This is a genomic window from Streptomyces sp. NPDC020917 (assembly GCF_044333795.1).
Taxonomy (GTDB): domain Bacteria; phylum Actinomycetota; class Actinomycetes; order Streptomycetales; family Streptomycetaceae; genus Actinacidiphila.
This window is the reverse complement of record NZ_JBIRRR010000002.1, coordinates 265,830-283,515: the sequence shown is the minus strand read 5'-3', so window position 1 is coordinate 283,515 and position 17,686 is coordinate 265,830. Positions and strand designations below refer to the sequence as shown.

Genomic DNA, 17,686 nt, shown 5'->3' with positions numbered 1-17,686 from the left:
TCCGTCAAGGGGGGCGCGGCGCGGCCGTTAGGCTGAGGGCATGTCGCCGGCGAGCCGCTACACCTATCTGGGACCTGAAGGCACCTTCACCGAGGCAGCGCTGCGCACGCTGCCGGAGGCCGCGACCCGGGAGCTGGTGCCGATGGTCTCGGTGCCGGCCGCGCTGGACGCGGTCAGGAACGGTGATGCCGGCGGCGCCCTGGTACCGATCGAGAACTCGGTCGAGGGCGGCATCACCGCCACGCTGGACCAGCTGGCGTTCGGCGAGCCCCTGATGATCTACCGCGAGGTGCTGCTGCCGATCGCGTTCGCGCTGCTGGTCAGGCCGGGTACGGCGCTGGCGGACGTGAAGACGGTGACGGGGCATCCGGCCGCGCAGGTCCAGGTGCGCAACTGGATGGCCGAGCACCTCCCGGAGGCGCTCTGGGAGTCGGCCGCGTCGAACGCCGACGGCGCCCGCCTGGTGCAGGAGGGCCGGTTCGACGGCGCGTTCGCGGGCGAGTTCGCGGCGCCGACGTACGGGCTGGAGCCGCTGGCGACCGAGATCCACGACGCGGCGAACGCCACCACCCGCTTCGTGCTGGTGGGCAAGCCGGCCCGGCTGGCGGCGCCGACCGGTGCGGACAAGACGTCCGCGGTCTTCTGGCTGCGCGACGACCACCCGGGCGCGCTGCTGGACCTGCTGCAGGAGTTCGCGATCCGCGGGGTGAACCTGATGCGGATCGAGTCCCGGCCGACGGGTGAGGGCCTCGGCAAGTACTGCTTCTCGGTGGACGCCGAGGGGCACCTGACCGACCGGCGGCTCGGCGAGACGCTGATGGGTCTGCGGCGCCGCTGTCTGAAGGTACGATTTCTGGGTTCGTATCCCCGGGCTGACGAGATCGCACCGTCGGTGGCCCGCGGGACCACGGACATCGAGTTCACCGAGGCCGCGGACTGGCTGAACCGCGCGCTCGACGGCCGCGCCTGACGGCGTTCACCCGCGCATCTGAGGCGCCCCGGGGGATCCGTCCCGCCGGGGCTTTCGGCGCGCTGTCCCCACAGTCCACCGAGTTATCCACAGGCCCATCCGGCTGCCTGTGGGTAACGTGGGGACAAGTCGACACCCGAGTCGGACCAAGTCGACAAATGGGTACACACGCAACACCGCGGACCGAAGTGGCGCAGGTCACCCCGTGTCAGCCCAATTCCTTCGACCCATCCTTGCGGGGGAACACTTCTCACTCCAAAGAGAGTGTGAGGCGCGTTTGGGTGGGGAATCCATAGCCGAACACCGGCCTGGGGAAATGATCTCCGCACTTCTCCACAGATCTTCCCCACACCCTGTGGACAAGGTGCGGAAAGTCCCCCGGGGCCTGTGGATAACTCCCCGCCGGGTCGCCCCCCGCAGCTTGATCAACTCCGGTTCTCCACAAGCCGGATGCCCCCGGGGAGGGATCCCCCGAAGTGGGTTGACCAGCCCTTTTTCATGGTCATTTTGGGGTGCATTTCGCTTTCCCTGGCAAAGCGGACAAAGATCGCATTACGCCCCTAAGTTGTCGCGTCCGATGCCCTCGCGCCGGTAGCCTGTAGCCGTGATTGACCTTCGCCTGCTTCGTGAGGACCCCGACCGTGTGCGCGCGTCCCAGCGCGCCCGTGGAGAGGACGTCGCGCTCGTCGACTCCCTCCTCTCCGCCGACGAGCGGCGCAGGTCCTCCGGTACCCGCTTCGACCAGCTGCGCGCCGAGCAGAAGCAGCTCGGCAAGCTGATCCCCAAGGCGCAGGGCGAGGAGAAGGCCGAGCTGCTGCGGCGCACCAAGGAGCTGGCCGACGCGGTCAAGGCCGCCGACGCCGAGCAGCAGGAGGCGGCCGACGAGGCGCAGCGGCTGCTGCTGCAGATCGGCAACCTGGTCCACCCGGACGCGCCGGTCGGCGGCGAGGAGGACTTCGTCGTCCTGGAGCAGCACGGCACGCCGCGCGACTTCGCCGCCGAGGGCTTCACCCCGCGCGACCACCTGGAGCTCGGCGAGCTGCTCGGCGCCATCGACACCGAGCGCGGCGCCAAGGTCTCCGGCTCCCGGTTCTACTACCTGACCGGCGTCGGCGCCCTGCTGGAGTTCGCGCTGGTCCAGGCCGCCATCTCGCAGGCGACCGCGGCCGGCTTCACGCCGATGCTCACCCCCAATCTGGTCAAGCCCGCGGCGATGGCCGGCACCGGCTACCTCGGCCAGGTCGAGGACGACGTCTACCGGCTGGAGAAGGACGACCTCTACCTGGTCGGCACCTCCGAGGTCCCGCTGGCCGCCTACCACATGGACGAGATCCTCGACGCGGGCCGGCTGCCGCTGCGCTACGCGGGCTTCTCCTCCTGCTACCGGCGCGAGGCCGGCTCGTACGGCAAGGACACCCGCGGCATCTTCCGGGTCCACCAGTTCGACAAGGTGGAGATGTTCGTCTTCACCACGCCAGAGGAGGCCGAGGCCGAGCACCAGCGGCTGCTGGCCTGGGAGAAGCAGTGGCTCAGCGCGCTGGAGCTGCCGTTCCAGGTGGTCGAGCTGGCGTCCGGCGACCTCGGCGCGTCCGCGTCGCGGAAGTTCGACTGCGAGGCGTGGATCCCCACGCAGGGCAAGTACCGCGAGCTGACGTCGACCTCCAACACCGACTCGTTCCAGGCCCGGCGGCTCAACATCCGGGCCCGCGACGCCGAGGGCACCCGGCCGCTGGCCACGCTCAACGGCACGCTGTGCGCGGTGACCCGGACGATCGTGGCGGTGCTGGAGAACCACCAGCAGGCCGACGGCTCGGTCCGGGTGCCGGAGATCCTGCGGCCGTACCTCGGCGGCCGCGAGGTCCTGGAGCCGCTCTCCGCCGCCTCGGCCAAGTGAGCGCCCCCGCAGGGTCCGCGGCCCGGCGGCCCGGCATCGCGCCGGACCGCCCGCTGCCGTACCGGCTGGTCGCCACCGACCTGGACGGCACGCTGCTGCGCAGCGACAACACCGTCTCGCAGGCCTCGCGTGACGCGCTCGCCGCCGTGGTGGCGGCGGGCGCGGCGCACATCATCGTCACCGGCCGCTCGGTGCCCTGGACCCGCCATGTGCTGGACGACCTCGGCTACCAGGGGCTCGCGGTGTGCGGCCAGGGCGCGCAGGTCTACGACGCGGGCACGCACCGCCTGCTCACCTCGGTGACGCTGGACCGGCAGCTGGCCGGGCTGGCGCTCGCCAAGATCGAGGCCGAGGTGGGCCCGGTCGCGATAGCCGCCAGCCGGGACGGGCTGGCGGGCGAGGTGCTGGTCGGCGAGGGGTACGTCTTCCACCCGGAGCTCCCGGTCATCCACATGACCGACACCACCGAGCTGTGGGCCGAGCCGATCAACAAGCTCTACATCCAGCACCACGGCCTCGGCGACGACGGTCTGGCGCAGGCCGCGCAGGCCGTGGCCGGCGACCTCGTCGGGGTGACCATGGCCGGCGAGGGCATCGTCGAGCTGCTGCCGCTGGGCCTGACGAAGGCCACCGGGCTGTCGCTGGCCGCCCGCCGCCTGGGCGTCACGGCCGCCGAGACCATCGCCTTCGGCGACATGCCCAACGACGTGCCCATGTTCGGCTGGGCCGGGTACGGCGTGGCCATGGCCAACGCGCACCCCGAGCTGAAGGCGGTCGCCGACGAGATCACCGCGTCGAACGACGAGGACGGGATCGCGGCGGTGCTGACGCGGCTTTTCGGCCCGGTGGAGTGAAGGCGTAGCAGCACAGGCCGATCAGGACCGCCGTGAGGTGGCCGAGGTCGGTGAACGTGCCCCGGTTCAGCACCGGATAGGTGAAGAACGCCAGCACACCCGCCAGATACCCCCAGCGCCAGGGCCACGGCACCCGGTAGGCGAGCACGCCCACGACCCCGGCCAGCCCGTAGCTGACGCCTATGTCGATGGTGTGCGCGAGCGAGCGCGGCAGGCGGGCGTCGCGGATCCCGAAGAACACCGCCTTCTGGCTGACCAGGGTGGCTCCGATGTGTGCGATGGCCGCGACCAGCAGCCAGCGGGCGGTGCCCAGCCAGCGTTCCGCGGTGGCGTGCACCAGCTCGAACAGGACGGCGTAGAACAGCAGCGCGGACGGCGTCTCGATCCAGAACGCGCTGGCGAACAGTACGCGGACCGGGTGAGTGTGCAGCTGCACGAGGTTGGTGCTGACGTGGTGCAGCAGGTACGAGCGCAGGCGCGGCGACAGGCCGGCCGCCACGGCGCTGGTGACGGCCAGGACCAGCAGCCAGGTGTGGGTGCCGGGCGTCGAGCGGACCCGGTCCGCGGCCGCACGGAACACCCGGCCGGGCGTGACGCGGCGCTGTACGAGGGCCGCCCGGGGAAGCGTACGGCCCGGCGCGGCGGGGGAGGTCTCCGGGACTTCTGGGGCCACGCTCCAGTCTTAACCGGCAGCCTGTGAACCCGCTGGGTGGACACACTCCCGCGGGTTCACTGCTCCTTCCGGGTGAACGGGCCGCCTACCGCCACCCCGGGGAGTCCGGCCGCACCTCCCCGGCGGGCTCGCGCACCTCAGCTCGGCAGGCCCGCTCACTCCTCCCCGGCGAGCTTGAGCGTGCGCAGCTTGCGGGCCGCGAACCAGGTGGCCGCCGCGGTGACCAGCACCAGCAGCACCACCCCGGTGGTCAGCGAGACGTCCGCGGTGACCGCCGAGTCCACGCTCAGGCGCTGGGCGATCGACAGCGACCACTGCTGGACGCTCAGGGTGCGGGCGCCGGGCACCACGTTGCCGATGACGCCCTCCCACACCAGCGCGTAGACCAGGCCGACGACCACCGCGTGCCGGGTGAGCACGCCCAGCATCAGGAAGATCGCCGAGTAGGCCACGGACGCCACGGCCGCCGCGACGGCGAAGGCCACCGCCAGGTGCTGCCCGTTGCCGTTGAGCACGAACCCGGCCACCAGCGTGGGGATCGCACAGAACGCGACGCTCACCCCGATCGCCACCAGCAGCTTGGTGGCGACGATGGTGGACCGCTTGATCGGCTTGGCCAGCAGGTAGACGATCGCGCCGTCGTCGATCTCCGGGCCGATAGCGCCGGTGCCGGCGATCACGCCGATCAGCGGCACCATCGCGCTGAGCGCGAAGCCCTGCAGCAGGTTGGCGGTGGTGTTGTCGTCCTGGCCGGCCAGGGCGCGCACCGCGCTGACGATGATCAGCAGCAGCAGCGGCAGCGCGAGCAGCAGCATGGCGCGGCGGCGGCCGAGCAGCCCGCGGTAGGTGAGCCGGGCCACGGTCGGGTGGTAGATCCCGGCCTGCACCGGGGGCACGGCCTGGGTACGGGGTCCGGCGGGGCCGGCAGCGGTGGTGGACATGCGCGCGGCTCCTTACGCCGTGACCAGGTAGGAGAAGACGCTCTCCAGGGACTCGTCGGACGGCGAGACCGTGAAGAGCCGGATGCCGTGGTCGCGGGCGATCCGGGGCAGGAACTCGGTGAAGGCCGCGAAGTCGACCGCCTGGATCCGCAGCGCCTTCTCCGACCAGTCCAGCTCGATGCCGGCCGTCGAGGCGTGCGCGATGAGCACCGACGCCAGCTGCCGGTCGTCGCTGGACCGGACCAGGTAGCGGTGCGGGCGGTCGGTCATCAGCCGGCGGATCTTGCGGAAGTCGCCCGACGCGGCGTGCCGCCCGGCCACCACCACCTCGATGTGGTGGGCGAGCTGCTCGACCTCCTCCAGGATGTGCGAGGAGAACAGCACGGTGCGGCCCTCGGCGCCCATCTGCCGCAGCAGCTCCATCAGGTGCAGCCGCTGGCGCGGGTCCATGCCGTTGAACGGCTCGTCGAGCAGCAGCACCGACGGCTCGTGCACCAGCGCCGACGCCATCTTGGCGCGCTGCCGCATGCCCTTGCTGTAGGTCTCGATCCGCCGGTCCTGCGCGTACTCCATCTCGACCGTGGCCAGCGCCTTCTGCGCCGCGGCGCCCGGGTCGGGCAGGCCGTGCAGCTCGGCGTTGGCGACGACGAACTCGCGGGCGGTCAGGAAGTCGTACATCGCCTCCCGCTCGGGGACGATGCCGATCTGCCGGTACGCCTGCTCGTTGCGCCAGATGGGCACGCCGTCGAGGGTGACCGCGCCGGTGGAGGGCGCCAGGAACCCGGCCATCATGTTGATCAGGGTGGACTTGCCCGCCCCGTTCGGTCCCAGCAGCCCGGTCACGCCGGGCCCGATGGACATGGTGATGTCGTTGACCGCCACCACGTTGCCGAACCAGCGCGACGCCTTGTCGATGCCGATGGTCGTCACGCCATGCCCACCTTCCGGTAGCGGCGCATCAGCAGCCCGAAGCAGGCGGCGATGACACCGAGGACGACCAGCAGGTACACCAGCCCCGCGGCCATGTCGGGCGGCCCCGCCGCCTCGGGGAAGGCCGAGCGCGCGCCGAGGAACCAGGTCTGGAAGCCGTCGATCAGGGTGATCGGCGAGAACACGCCGAGCCAGCCGATCACGTGGTACTTCTCCTGGCTGGCGGCGACGCCCTGGACGCTGGAGACCGCGCCGTAGGAGATGACGAACAGGGCGATGACCGCGGCCACGCCGAACCCGCGCCGCGGGGTGACGGCGGCGATCACCAGGCCGATCCCCGCGAACAGCAGGGAGAGCAGGACTACGGACACCAGGCCCTTCGCAAACCCGGCGGTCTGGTCGCCGAAGTCGAGCTTCGCGAGCAGCGCGCCGATGTAGAGGATGAGGAGCGGCACCGCGGTCAGCAGGAACAGCGCGGTGGCCAGCGCCGCGAACTTCGCGAGCACGTAGTCGATGCGCTCGATCGGCCGCGAGAAGTACAGCGGAGTGGTCTTGAACCGCAGGTCCCGCGAGACCGACTGCGGTGCCTGCGAGGCCACGAACAGCGTGATCACCGCCTGGAGCAGCACCGCGTAGCGGGTGTACGCCACCGGCAGCTTGTTCATGTGGGTGAAGATCGCCACGGCCACCATGATCAGCGCGGGCGCGCACATCGCGCCCAGCAGGATCATCGGCAGCACCTTGGACTTGGCGCTGCGGCCCAGCCCGTAGGCACCGCGCAGGCTCTGGCTGAACAGGGACTGGCGGGCGTAGGCCCGGCCCAGCCGCGGCCCCTCGTACTTGCGGTAGCCGATGTTGTGGATGACGTCGGTGGGCGACGCCGCGGGGGCCGCGGACGGCGGACCCGGGACTGCTGCCACGTCAGGCTGCGTCACGGCCGTCTCCTTCCTGGCTCGTTCCGGGCGTGGCCGGGGCGGCGTCTGCTGCGCCGCTGTGGTCGGGGTGGCCGGTGTGCTCGGTGTGCTCGGTGTCGTCGGTGAACAGTTCGGCGATGCGGTGGCGGCGCTGCTCCATGCGCACCAGGCCGACGCCCAGTTGCGCGACCGCGTCGCGCACCAGGTCGTAGCTCTCGTCGTCCGCGATGTCGACCAGCAGCAGATGGCCGCTGGCCTGGACGGTCAGCCCGGCGGCGCCGAGCATCGCCAGCAGGTCCTGCTCGCGGTCGGTGACCTCGACCGCGACCGAGGCGGTGGCCTGGGTGAAGTCGCTGGTGGACGAGGCCCGCAGCAGCTTCCCGCCGTCGATGACGACGATGTGGTCGCTGGTGCGCTCCAGCTCGCCGAGCAGGTGCGAGGTGACCAGCACCGAGATGCCGAAGTCGGTGTGCACGCGGCGGATCAGGCCGAGCATCTCGTCCCGGCCGGACGGGTCCAGGCCGTTCGTCGGCTCGTCCAGCAGCACCAGCTTCGGGTCGTGCACCAGCGCCTGGGCGAGCTTGACGCGCTGCTTCATGCCGGTGGAGTAGCCGCCCATCGGGCGGTACCGCTCCTCGTAGAGGCCGACGTGCCGCAGGGTGTCGGCGGTGCGCTCGCGCGCCGCGGTCGGCGGCAGCCCCGACATCCGGGCCATGTGCACGACGAACTCGGTCGCCGACACGTCCGGCGGCAGGCAGTCGTGCTCGGGCATGTAGCCGACCAGGCCGCGGATCTCGGCGCCGTCGGTCGCCACGTCGAGTCCGAGCACGCGGGCGCGACCCTCGGTCGCCGGGGACAGCCCCAGCAGGATCTTGATCAGGGTCGACTTGCCGGCCCCGTTGGCCCCCACCAGCCCGGTCACGCCGGGGGTGACGTCCACGGTCAGCCGGTCGAGGGCGGTCACCCGCGGGTACCGCTTGCTCAGGCTTTCGGTAGCGATCACAGTCACGGGACGACCGTAGTGGTGTGCGCCACACGGGAGCGTCCGTCAGGAGTCTCTATTTCTCCTAGTCCTGCGGGCTGATGGTCCCGTAGGGGTCCCTCCCCCGGAGGAGGAGCGCAGGTCAGGGTCGGTGGCCGATCGGCCGGGGGCGGTCGGCCGGACGGCCGGGCCGGGTGGCCGGGTGGCCGGGGACGAAGGGGCGGTCCGGGGGCTGTCCGGGGACGGTCCGGGCGGGGACGGCGGACCGGACGGGCCGGCGTCCAGGGGTTTTCCACAGGCCGGGAGGGGGTCTTGACCCTCCCATCGACGGCTGTCACATTGATTCGTGTCATCGTCGGGGAGCGCTTGAGGGCGGGTGAGGGACGTGGACGGCACGCGTGGGAACGACGGCGCGGACGGCCTGAACGACGGGGGCGGTGCGGACGGTTCGGGTGCTGCGGCGGAGGTGGCCGAGGCGGCGCGGGAGCACTTCGTGGCCGGCGCCGGCGGGGTGCGGCTGTGCGTGGCCGAGTACGGGGACGCGGAACTGCCCACCGTCGTACTGCTGCACGGCTACCCGGACAGCAAGGAGGTGTGGTCCGACGTCGCCCGCCGGCTGGCCCCCCGCTTCCACGTGGTCCTCTACGACGTACGCGGGCACGGCAGGTCGGACGCGCCCGCACCGCTGCGGGGCGGCTTCACCCTGGAGAAGCTGACCGAGGACTTCCTCGCGGTCGCGGCGGCCGTCAGCCTGGACCGGGCGGTGCACGTTGTCGGCCACGACTGGGGCTCGGTGCAGGGCTGGGAGTTCGCCACGGTGCCCGCCACCGGGGGCAGGCTCGCCTCCTTCACCTCGATCTCCGGCCCCTGCCTCGACCACTTCGGCCACTGGATCCGCCGCCGGGTCCGCCGCCCCACCCCGCGGCGGGCGGCCCAGGTGCTCGGCCAGGGCGCCAAGTCCTGGTACGTCTACGCGCTGCACACCCCGGTGCTGCCCGAACTGGCATGGCGCGGCGTGCTCGGCCGGCAGTGGCCCAAGCTGCTGGCCCGCGTGGAGAAGCTGCCCTCCGACGGCTATCCCACCGCCTCCCTGGGGGACGACGCGGCCCACGGCGCCTGGCTCTACCGCGACAACGTCCGCAAGCGGCTGGGCAGTCCGCGGGACGACGCCTTCGCGCACGTCCCCGTGCAGCTGATCACGCCGACCGGCGACGCCTTCCTGTCCGAGCGGCTCTACGACGACCTCGACACCTGGGTACCCGACCTGACACGGCGCACCCTGGCGGCCAAGCACTGGGTGCCGCGCTCCCGGCCGGACCAACTGGCCCGCTGGATCACCGACTTCGTGAACCGGGTCGAGAACGGGGAGACGCCGCCGGGAGCGGCGGGGCCGGGAGCCGACGGCACGAGCGGGGCTGCGGACGAGACCGGGACCGGGATCAGCAGCGACGGCGGCAGCGGCAAGGGCCCCCGCGCGAGCGGGCGTTCGCGCCGGGGCGGGGTCCTGCGCGGCGGCCGGTCCCCGCGCAAGAGCGGGGACGTGCTCGGCAGGGCGCTGCCCGCGGCCCGGGAGCGGTTCGCCGGGCAACTGGTGCTGGTCACCGGCGCGGCGAGCGGCATCGGGCGGTCCACCGCGCTGGCCTTCGCCCAGGCGGGCGCGCGGGTGGTCGCCGTCGACCGGGACGCCGAAGGGGCCGCGCGCACCGCCGAGTCCGCGCGGGCCGCGGGGGCGGCCGGCGCCTGGGCCGAGGCCGTCGACGTCTCCGACGGCGAGGCGATGGAGAAGCTGGCCGCACGCACCCTCGCGGCCCACGGCGTCCCCGACGTGGTGGTCAACAACGCCGGCATCGGCCTGGCCGGCCGTTTCCTCGACACCACGGTCGAGGACTGGAAGCAGGTCCTCGACGTCAACCTGTGGGGCGTCATCCACGGCTGCCGCGTCTTCGGGCGCCTGATGGTGGAGCGCGGCCAGGGCGGGCACATCGTCAACACCGCGTCCGCGGCGGCCTTCCAGCCCTCCAAGGCGCTGCCCGCGTACAGCACCTCCAAGGCGGCGGTGCTGATGCTCAGCGAGTGCCTGCGCGCCGAACTCGCCCCGCACGGCATCGGCGTGACCGCCCTGTGCCCCGGTCTGGTCAACACCCCGATCACCGGCAGCGCCCGGCACGCCGGCGTCAGCGAGGAGGAGCAGGAGCGCCGCAGGGCGAAGTCCGCCCGGCTGTACCGGCTGCGCAACTACCCGCCGGAGAAGGTCGCCCGGGCCGTCGTCCGCGCGGTCCGGCAGGACACCGCGGTGGTCGCCGTCACCGCGGAGGCGCACGGGATCCGGCTGCTCTCCCGGATGTCCCCCGGGGCGCTGCGCGCGCTGGCCCGTGTCGAACCCCCGCTCTGATCCCCCCTCGTCCCCCCTCTGCAAGGAGGCACCCCCCGTGAGTTACGCGATCAAGCCGCGCCGGGTCTCGTTCGACTGGAAGCAGACACCGCTGCACTGGATCCCCGGCGAGCCGACCGCCACCCATGTCATCAACGTGCTGCACCTGCTGCTGCCCGCCGGTGAGCGGTGGTTCGTCAAGGTCTTCAAGGAGGCGCTGCCCCTGGTCACCGACGAGCGGCTGCTCAAGGACGTCAAGGGGTTCATGGGCCAGGAGGCCACCCACAGCGTCCAGCACGCCTACGTGCTGGAGCACCTCGCCGAGCAGAACCTCGACACCGCCGCCTACACCCGGCACGTGGAGTGGATGTTCGACGTGCTGCTCGGCGAGCGGCCGCCGCTGGGCATACCCGTGCCCCGCCGCGAGTGGCTGCGCTTCCGGCTGTCGCTGATCGCCGCGATCGAGCACTTCACGGCGATCCTCGGCGCCTGGGTGCTGGACGCGGAGGCCCTGGACGGGGCGGGCACCGACGAGGTGATGCTGGACCTGCTGCGCTGGCACGGCGCCGAGGAGGTCGAGCACCGCGCGGTCGCCTTCGACATGTTCCAGCACGCCGGCGGCAAGGGAGCGGTCCGCTACCTGCGACGGGCCGAGGGCATGGCCTTCGCCTGGCCGGCCCTGGTCTACCTGTGGATCGTCGGCGCCCGGTTCCTGCTGCGCCACGACCCGCAACTGGCCGCCGGCCGCTACCGCCTCAAGGACCACCGGTCCGCCGCGCGCCGCGGGCTGCTGCCGTCCTGGGCGTCGCTCAACGCCGCGATGCCCCGCTACCTGCGCCGGTCGTACCATCCGTCCCAGGAGGGATCGCTGCGCAAGGCCGTCGAGTACCTCGCGGCGTCCCCGGCCGCCCGGGCGGCCGCGGGCGGTCCGGCCGGACGCGCCGCAGCCTCCTGACCCCGCAGGGACCACGGAGGAGTGAGGGCGTGACCACCGCCGCCGAGCAGCCCGCGTACCGGATCGAGGACCTGTCCCGCCTGAGCGGGACGACGGTCCGCACGATCCGGGCGTACATCGACCGGGGGCTGCTGCCGAGACCCGAGCGCCGGGGCCGGGCCAACGTCTACGGGGACGCGCACCTGGCCCGGCTGCGCCAGATCGCCGACCTGCTGGAACGCGGCTACACCCTGGCCAGCATCAAGGAGCTGCTGGCCGCCTGGGACGCGGGCACCGGGCTGGGCGGCGTCCTGGGGCTGGTGGAGGAGGTGGACCGGCCCTGGTCGGACGAGCAGCCGGCGCGGATGACGCTCGCGGAGCTGACCGCCGCGTTCCACGGCATCACCGACCTGTCGGCGATCGAGGAGGCCGTGCAGCTCGGCATCCTGGAACCGGTGCCGGACGCCGGCGGGGAGTTCCTCGTCCCCAGCCCTCAGGAGCTGGCCGTCGCCGTCGAACTGCACGCCGCGGGCGTGCCGATCACGGCGATCACCGGCCATCTGCGCGAGCTGCGGGAGCAGGTCGAGCACATCTCGGAGCGCTTCCTGGAGTTCACCACCGAGTACGTCTTCCAGCGGTTCCTCCAGCATCCGCCGAACGAGGAGGAGGTCGAGGAGGCGGCGGACCTGGTGCGGCGGCTGCGCCCGCTGGCCCAGCAGACCGTCGACGCGGAGCTGGCCCGCGCCATGCGGATGCGGGCCACCGAGCACATCAGGCGCCACCTCGACGACGCGGGCCTGACGCCGCGGCTCCCCTCGCGCTCCGCCGACGCGGCGGCGACCGCGACCGCGCCCGCGCCCGCGGCGGTCGCCGCCACGGGCCGCGGCTCGGACGGGACGCCCGAGGTTCCACCAGAGCCCGCGCCGGACGGTTTCCCGGACGCGGTCCCGGACGGCGCTTCAGCGGAGGCGGCACAGGTCGGCGCCCCGGGGGGCAGGGGGTCGGCAGACGCCCAAGGGAACGCGCTCCCCGCTGCCCCCGTCGCCGTTCCCGTCGCCCTGCCCGCGGCGACCGTCGACGCGGTCCGCGGGCTGGTCGGGCCCGAGCGGATCGCCGCCTTCGTGGCCGCGGCGGCCGACCGCGAGGTCGCGGCCCGGCGGATGGACGCGCTGGCCGCCGCGGAGGCCGAGGCCACCGCCCGCCCCTGACACCGGGCCCGCCACCGGCCCTGAGGCCGGCCGGCCGCACCGGAGGACGCGCGCTCGGGCCCAACGGCCGAGGGGAGCGCGCCACCGGTCGCAGCCGTCCCGGGGGTCAGACCATGACCGCCCCGCCGGCGACGTCGAGTACGATCCCGGTCACCCAGGAGGCCGTGTCGGACACCAGGTAGAGGGCGGCTTCGGCGACGTCCTCCGGGGTGCCGAGGCGCCGGAGGGGGTGGTCGGCGGTGAGCGAGCGCTGGATGTCCTCGGGGATGTTCCGCCGGTTCCGCTCGGTCATGATCGTCTCGGGCGCGATGCAGTTGGCCCGCACTCCGGACGGGCCCGCCTGAGCCGCGAGGTCCTTGGTGAACAGTTCGATGCCGGCCTTGGCCGCCGCGTAGGCGACCGGCGAGCGGGAGTTGGGCCGGCGGGCGGCCGCCGAGGAGACGGTGACGATGCTGCCGCGGCCGCGTTCCTTCATGCCGGGCAGCACGCTCTTGACGGTCAGGAAGGTCGCCGTGAGGTTGGTGTCGACCGCGGCCCGCCAGTCCCGCTCGTCGATCAGCTCGATCGGGCCGGGCGGCACCGGGTTGCCGCCGGCGTTGGCCACCAGGATGTCGATCGGTCCGCAGGCGGCCTCGACGTACTCCCGCATCGCCTCGACCTCGTCGAACCGCGTCAGGTCGGCGGTGACCGCGTCTACCTTCCCGCCGTCCCAGGAGATGCGCGCGCGGACCGCCTCGACGGCCTCCGCGTCGCGGCCGTGCACCACGACGTGCGCCCCGGCCAGGGCGAAGCGCGCGGCGATGGCCGCGCCGATCCCGCGCGAGCTGCCCGTGACCAGGGCGACCCGCGACCGCAGGCCGTTCGCCGGTGCCGCCGGCGTGGACTTCGGCGTCATCGCGCTCACCTCGCCCTGCGGCCGGTGACGGTGATGCGGAAAGCCGGGTGGTCGGCCGGGTCGGGCAGCGCCTTGAACGTCCTGGTGACGTTGGGCATCCCGCCGAACTGCCGCAGGTACTCCTCCACGAGGCCGGGCAGCTCCCCCACCGGGACCTCCTGCGCGGTGAACTCCTCGACCGCGCCCTTCCGGGTGAGCCGGCCGTTGCCCGCGGCCCTCAGGTTCCGCGACCACTCGGTGTCCCCGTAGGCGGCCATCAGGTACTCCTGCCCGTCGTGCGCGAGCACCGCCACGGGGGTGGAGCGCCAGGCGCCGGTGGTCCGCCCCGGCACCGACAGGACGCTGACGACCTGCGGTTTGAACAAGCGGGCCATCCGCCCGCCGATCACGCGCGCCGCCCACGGCGGACGCAGGTAGTGCGTGGCAGTCATGGCTGCCTCCTCCCGTACGACTGACATCAACGTTAGATATCGAACGGTGAGGAGTCAAACGTTTAGACATCTACTGATGATGATAGGATCCTGGTATGCAACCGCTCAGGACCCCCACCGGGCTCCAGCTCGGCCGGACCGCCCGCGTGGTGAGCCGCGCCTTCGACGAGGCTCTCGACGAGGCCGGCGGCTCGCTCCCGATGTGGCTGATCCTGCTCAACCTGAAGATCGGCCGCCCTGGGAACCAGCGCGAACTGGCCGCGGCGGTCGGCGTCCGCGACGCCACGCTGACCCACCACCTCAACGCGATGGACGCCCGCGGCCTGATCACCCGCCGCCGGGACGAGGCCAACCGCCGCGTCCACGTCGTCGAGTTGACCGAGGAGGGCGAGGCCGCGTTCGTCCGCCTGCGCGACGCCGCCGTCGACTTCGACCACCGGCTCAACGCCGGCCTCACCGAGGCCGAGCGCGACGCCCTGGACACCCTCCTCACCCGCCTCGCCGCCAACGTCGGCGCCCCGCCGTCCGACGACCCCGCCACCCCGCCCTGGACCGGCCTCGCCGACCACTGAGCCCACCGGCCCGGACTTCGGCCCGGGCTTCGGCCCGAACGGGGTCAGTTGAGGACGATCCAGGTCTGGCCGGGCTGGAGGGGGAAGGGCTTGCCCTGGTAGGTGAACGTGGTGCCGGAGGCGGGGGTGGGGCGGGTCCAGGTGACGGGGAAGGACTTCCCGTCGCGCAGCACGGTGCCCGTGCCGGAGCCCACCGTCCGGCTGAACGGCTCGCTGACCCGTCCGCCGCCGTTGGTGTCGACGAACCCGCCGGGCGACTTCGTCACCTCCACGTGCTGGATGATCACGTTCTGCGGGTGCGCGGGAGCCGTGTCGCGGCCGTCCATCAGCACGGTGTAGGACGCGGGGCCGGGGTTCCAGGTGAAGCGGAACGACGCCGCGGGCATCGCGGTGTTGGTGACCGCGGCCGCCGTGCCGCCCGCCGGCACGGCGCCGAAGCGCAGCCCGATGTCCTTGGCCGTCGACGCGCCCTGGGTGAGGCCCGCGGTCCGCACGAACAGGTTGTGCGGTGCGGACCGGTCGCTGCTGCGGACGTACGAGCCCGGCTTCTGCGCGGGCGAGACGTTCACCACGTCGGCCCCCTTCAGCACCTTGAGGAACCCGCTGACCGCCCCGCTGTACGCGAACGCCGGCTTGCCGTAGGCGGACAGCACCTGCAGGTCCGTCTCGCGGGCGCTGCGCACCGGGCCGACCTCCGCCGGCTTGTCCGTGCCGCCGTACACGGCCATGAACCGGCTCAGGCCGCCCTCGACCCGCTCGACGTACACGATGTCGGCCTGCGCCAGGCCGACCGCGGGCCGCGCCGGTTCCACGTTGTCGATCTTCACCGCGAGCAGCGGTCCGGCCGCTCCGGGCCGGCCGGTCAGCGGGTCGACGCCGCTCGCGGTCGTCGTGGGCCGCGCGGTGCCGCCGCCTCCCCCGCCGCCTCCGCCGCCGTTCCCGCCGGCCAGCGCGCCGATGCCCACGCCGGCCCCCGCCAGCACGATCGCGCAGCCGGCCGCGATCGCCGCCTTGGCCTTCGTCTCCACAACCCGGCCTCCTTCGGCCACCGCCGCCCTGTCGGCTCCGCCGCGGAGTCACCCCACGATTCTAGGCCCGAATCCGGACATAACTCCCCAGCGATATAGAAGAGAGCGCCGCGAAAAGCCCGCCTTTCGGCGCGGGCCGCACCCGTCAGCGGGGTGACCGTAGGCTCGGCGGCATGAGTCTGCGTCTGAGCACCGTGATCCTGCCGATCTACCGCTGGGCCGCCGAGGGGCGCGGCATCTGGAAGCGGGCCGAGGAGATGGGGTTCGGCGCCGCCTACACCTACGACCACCTGTCGTGGCGCGAGCCGTTCAGGGACGGGCCCTGGTACGGGGCGCTCCCGACGCTGACGGCCGCGGCCGGCGTCACCGAGCGCGTCAGGCTCGGGACGATGGTGACGTCCCCCAACTTCCGGCACCCGGTGACCCTCGCCAAGGAACTGATGACGCTCGACGAGGTGAGCGCGGGCCGGGTGACGCTGGGCATCGGCGCCGGCGGCACCGGGTTCGACGCGACCGTGCTCGGCCAGGAGCCGTGGCCGCCGAAGGAGCGGGCGGACCGCTTCGCGGAGTTCACCGCGCTGCTCGACCGGCTGCTCTCCGAGCCGCACGTGACGTCCGAGGGCGTCTACTACTCGGCGACCGAGGCGCGGACCGTTCCGGGCTGCGTGCAGCGGCCCCGCCTGCCGTTCGCCGTCGCCGCCACCGGTCCGCGCGGGATGCGGCTGGCCGCCCGGTACGGGCAGGCGTGGGTGACCACCGGCGACCCCAAGCTGTACGAGACGGGCACCCCCGAGCAGTCGCTGGCGGCCATCGGCGACCAGGTGAAGCGGGTGTCGGCGGCGTTCGCCGCGGAGGGCCGCGAGCCCGGCGGCATCCCGAAGATCCTGCTCTCCGGCTTCACCCCGGACTACGCCGCCCCGTTCACCTCTGTCGACGCGTTCGTCGACTTCGCCGGACGGCACGCCGAGGCCGGCATCGACGAACTCGTCATCCACTGGCCGATCCCCGACTCGGACTTCGCCTACGACCACGCGACCTTCGAGCGGATCGCCGCCGAAGCCCCGGCCCAGCTGGCCTGACCGGCCGCCGTCGATGGCCGGCCCTGAAGGGCCGGCCTGAAGGGCCGGCCGCCCGGCGCGGCCGGGACCCGCTTCCGGGCTCAGCTCGACGGGAGGGACAGGACCCGGCCCGCCTTGGCGACCGCCTGCCGGTAGTAGGAGGACGCGACGTCCGACGAGCCGCCGCCGAGTTCGAAGTAGTAGTAGCTGATCATGACCGCGCCGAACCGCTGCATCGCCAGGTAGCCCTTGACCCCGAAGCCCTGGAGGCTGGCCTCTAGCCGGGCGGCCGCGGTGCCGTGGCCGCCGAACGCGACCGGGGTCAGCGAGAACTTCAGGTGCGTGCCGCCGGTCGTCAGCGTCAGGGTGCGGCAGGCGCTCAGGGCCGCCCGCGTCCTGGCGTAGTCGGTGGCCATCAGGTCCGGGGCCTTGGTGGTCAGCCCCTCGGCCACGAACGGGCCGGTGCCGCCGCCGGAGAACCCGGACGACGCGGCCTGCTGCCCGGGCCTGGACGACGCCGCCATCGTCGCGTTCAGCGTCCCCGCCAGCGGCTCGCAGCCCTTGATGGAGGCGCCACCGATGCTGGTGGGGCTCATCGTCGTGCCCAGGCCGAGGTCGTGCGCGGTCAGCAGCGCCGACTTCAGGGCCGCTGCCGACGGCACGGCCGTGGCGGACGGGCTCAAGGCGGTCCCCGTACCGCCGGCACCGGAGTGCCCGCTCGCCGCGTTGCGCCCGGTCCCGCTGCAGCCCGCGGCACCGGCAGCGACGCCCAGGGCCACCGCCAGCGCCAGTACGAAGGCCACCACCGGAGCCGTGCCCGCGACACCGGGCGCACCACCCCGCAGACCGCCTCGAAGGCCCCCTCGGAGATCGCTTCCGTGTCCGTCCTGTCGTCCGTCCATACGCCGCTCCTCTCCTCGGCCACATTCTGTGGCGGTGCCGCGGCGCGCGCCGGACGACCGCCGCCGGATGGCGGGATCGGATGGTCGCGGCCAAGGTGGAGAGGGGCGGGAAAGAGAGGGGAACGGGAG

Annotated in this window: 17 protein-coding genes; 8 read left to right on the top strand and 9 right to left on the bottom strand. The window is 73.0% G+C overall.

Annotated elements, in window-relative coordinates; translation table 11 throughout:
- The first annotated feature begins 40 nt into the window (after nucleotides 1–40).
- From pheA to ACH4TG_RS05170, 3 genes are all read left to right on the top strand, one after another.
- Entirely contained in the window at nucleotides 41–970 is a 930-nt protein-coding gene (gene pheA, locus ACH4TG_RS05180; protein ID WP_398240777.1) for a prephenate dehydratase, read from the top strand.
- Nucleotides 971–1,574: 604 nt separating this feature from the next.
- Nucleotides 1,575–2,864, top strand: coding sequence for a serine--tRNA ligase (gene serS / locus ACH4TG_RS05175; protein ID WP_398240776.1), 1,290 nt, complete (start codon nucleotides 1,575–1,577; stop codon nucleotides 2,862–2,864).
- Nucleotides 2,861–3,718: an HAD family hydrolase gene (locus tag ACH4TG_RS05170; protein WP_398240775.1), complete on the top strand. Its 858-nt coding sequence runs from the start codon at nucleotides 2,861–2,863 to the stop codon at nucleotides 3,716–3,718. The genes serS and ACH4TG_RS05170 overlap by 4 nt, the downstream gene beginning before the upstream one ends.
- Here ACH4TG_RS05170 and ACH4TG_RS05165 read toward each other — a convergent pair.
- The 5 genes from ACH4TG_RS05165 to ACH4TG_RS05145 form a co-directional block, all read right to left on the bottom strand.
- A complete protein-coding gene (locus ACH4TG_RS05165) occupies nucleotides 3,651–4,391 on the bottom strand; it encodes a rhomboid-like protein (RefSeq protein ID WP_398240774.1) in 741 nt (246 codons plus the stop codon). The genes ACH4TG_RS05170 and ACH4TG_RS05165 overlap by 68 nt on opposite strands.
- 155 nt (nucleotides 4,392–4,546) lie before the next feature.
- The gene (locus ACH4TG_RS05160) at nucleotides 4,547–5,266 is read right to left on the bottom strand and encodes an ABC transporter permease subunit (protein WP_398241188.1); all 720 of its coding nucleotides are present in this window, start codon (nucleotides 5,264–5,266) and stop codon (nucleotides 4,547–4,549) included.
- Between the two features lie 78 nt (nucleotides 5,267–5,344).
- A complete protein-coding gene (locus ACH4TG_RS05155) occupies nucleotides 5,345–6,262 on the bottom strand; it encodes an ABC transporter ATP-binding protein (protein WP_398240773.1) in 918 nt (305 codons plus the stop codon).
- On the bottom strand, nucleotides 6,259–7,182 hold the full coding sequence (locus ACH4TG_RS05150; RefSeq protein ID WP_398241187.1) for an ABC transporter permease subunit: 924 nt from the start codon (nucleotides 7,180–7,182) through the stop codon (nucleotides 6,259–6,261). The genes ACH4TG_RS05155 and ACH4TG_RS05150 overlap by 4 nt, the downstream gene beginning before the upstream one ends.
- A 1-nt stretch (nucleotide 7,183) precedes the next feature.
- Nucleotides 7,184–8,179: an ABC transporter ATP-binding protein gene (locus ACH4TG_RS05145; protein ID WP_398241186.1), complete on the bottom strand. Its 996-nt coding sequence runs from the start codon at nucleotides 8,177–8,179 to the stop codon at nucleotides 7,184–7,186.
- Nucleotides 8,180–8,624: 445 nt separating this feature from the next.
- On the opposite strand from ACH4TG_RS05145, the gene ACH4TG_RS05140 reads away from it, so the two are divergent.
- The 3 genes from ACH4TG_RS05140 to ACH4TG_RS05130 are packed head-to-tail and all read left to right on the top strand — an operon-like array spanning nucleotide 8,625 to nucleotide 12,671.
- A complete protein-coding gene (locus ACH4TG_RS05140; RefSeq protein WP_398241185.1) occupies nucleotides 8,625–10,550 on the top strand; it encodes an SDR family oxidoreductase in 1,926 nt (641 codons plus the stop codon).
- Between the two features lie 37 nt (nucleotides 10,551–10,587).
- Nucleotides 10,588–11,484 (top strand): metal-dependent hydrolase, encoded by an 897-nt coding sequence (locus ACH4TG_RS05135; RefSeq protein ID WP_398240772.1) that lies wholly within the window; start codon nucleotides 10,588–10,590, stop codon nucleotides 11,482–11,484.
- Nucleotides 11,485–11,513: 29 nt separating this feature from the next.
- Nucleotides 11,514–12,671: a MerR family transcriptional regulator gene (locus tag ACH4TG_RS05130; protein ID WP_398240771.1), complete on the top strand. Its 1,158-nt coding sequence runs from the start codon at nucleotides 11,514–11,516 to the stop codon at nucleotides 12,669–12,671.
- Between the two features lie 106 nt (nucleotides 12,672–12,777).
- Here the strand turns inward: ACH4TG_RS05130 and ACH4TG_RS05125 are convergent, their stop codons facing one another.
- A complete protein-coding gene (locus ACH4TG_RS05125) occupies nucleotides 12,778–13,566 on the bottom strand; it encodes an SDR family NAD(P)-dependent oxidoreductase (RefSeq protein ID WP_398240770.1) in 789 nt (262 codons plus the stop codon).
- 5 nt (nucleotides 13,567–13,571) lie between these two features.
- Nucleotides 13,572–13,997, bottom strand: coding sequence for a nitroreductase/quinone reductase family protein (locus ACH4TG_RS05120; RefSeq protein WP_398240769.1), 426 nt, complete (start codon nucleotides 13,995–13,997; stop codon nucleotides 13,572–13,574).
- Between the two features lie 95 nt (nucleotides 13,998–14,092).
- On the opposite strand from ACH4TG_RS05120, the gene ACH4TG_RS05115 reads away from it, so the two are divergent.
- Complete coding sequence (locus tag ACH4TG_RS05115; RefSeq protein ID WP_398240768.1) at nucleotides 14,093–14,569, top strand: MarR family winged helix-turn-helix transcriptional regulator; 477 nt, start codon at nucleotides 14,093–14,095, stop codon at nucleotides 14,567–14,569.
- A gap of 44 nt (nucleotides 14,570–14,613) precedes the next feature.
- Here ACH4TG_RS05115 and ACH4TG_RS05110 read toward each other — a convergent pair whose 3' ends face one another.
- A complete protein-coding gene (locus ACH4TG_RS05110) occupies nucleotides 14,614–15,597 on the bottom strand; it encodes a DUF3048 domain-containing protein (RefSeq protein ID WP_398240767.1) in 984 nt (327 codons plus the stop codon).
- 173 nt (nucleotides 15,598–15,770) lie between these two features.
- On the opposite strand from ACH4TG_RS05110, the gene ACH4TG_RS05105 reads away from it, so the two are divergent.
- A complete protein-coding gene (locus ACH4TG_RS05105) occupies nucleotides 15,771–16,676 on the top strand; it encodes an LLM class flavin-dependent oxidoreductase (RefSeq protein WP_398240766.1) in 906 nt (301 codons plus the stop codon).
- An 80-nt stretch (nucleotides 16,677–16,756) separates the two neighbouring features.
- Here ACH4TG_RS05105 and ACH4TG_RS05100 read toward each other — a convergent pair whose 3' ends face one another.
- Nucleotides 16,757–17,458 (bottom strand): hypothetical protein, encoded by a 702-nt coding sequence (locus ACH4TG_RS05100; RefSeq protein ID WP_398240765.1) that lies wholly within the window; start codon nucleotides 17,456–17,458, stop codon nucleotides 16,757–16,759.
- Nucleotides 17,459–17,686: the final 228 nt, after the last annotated feature.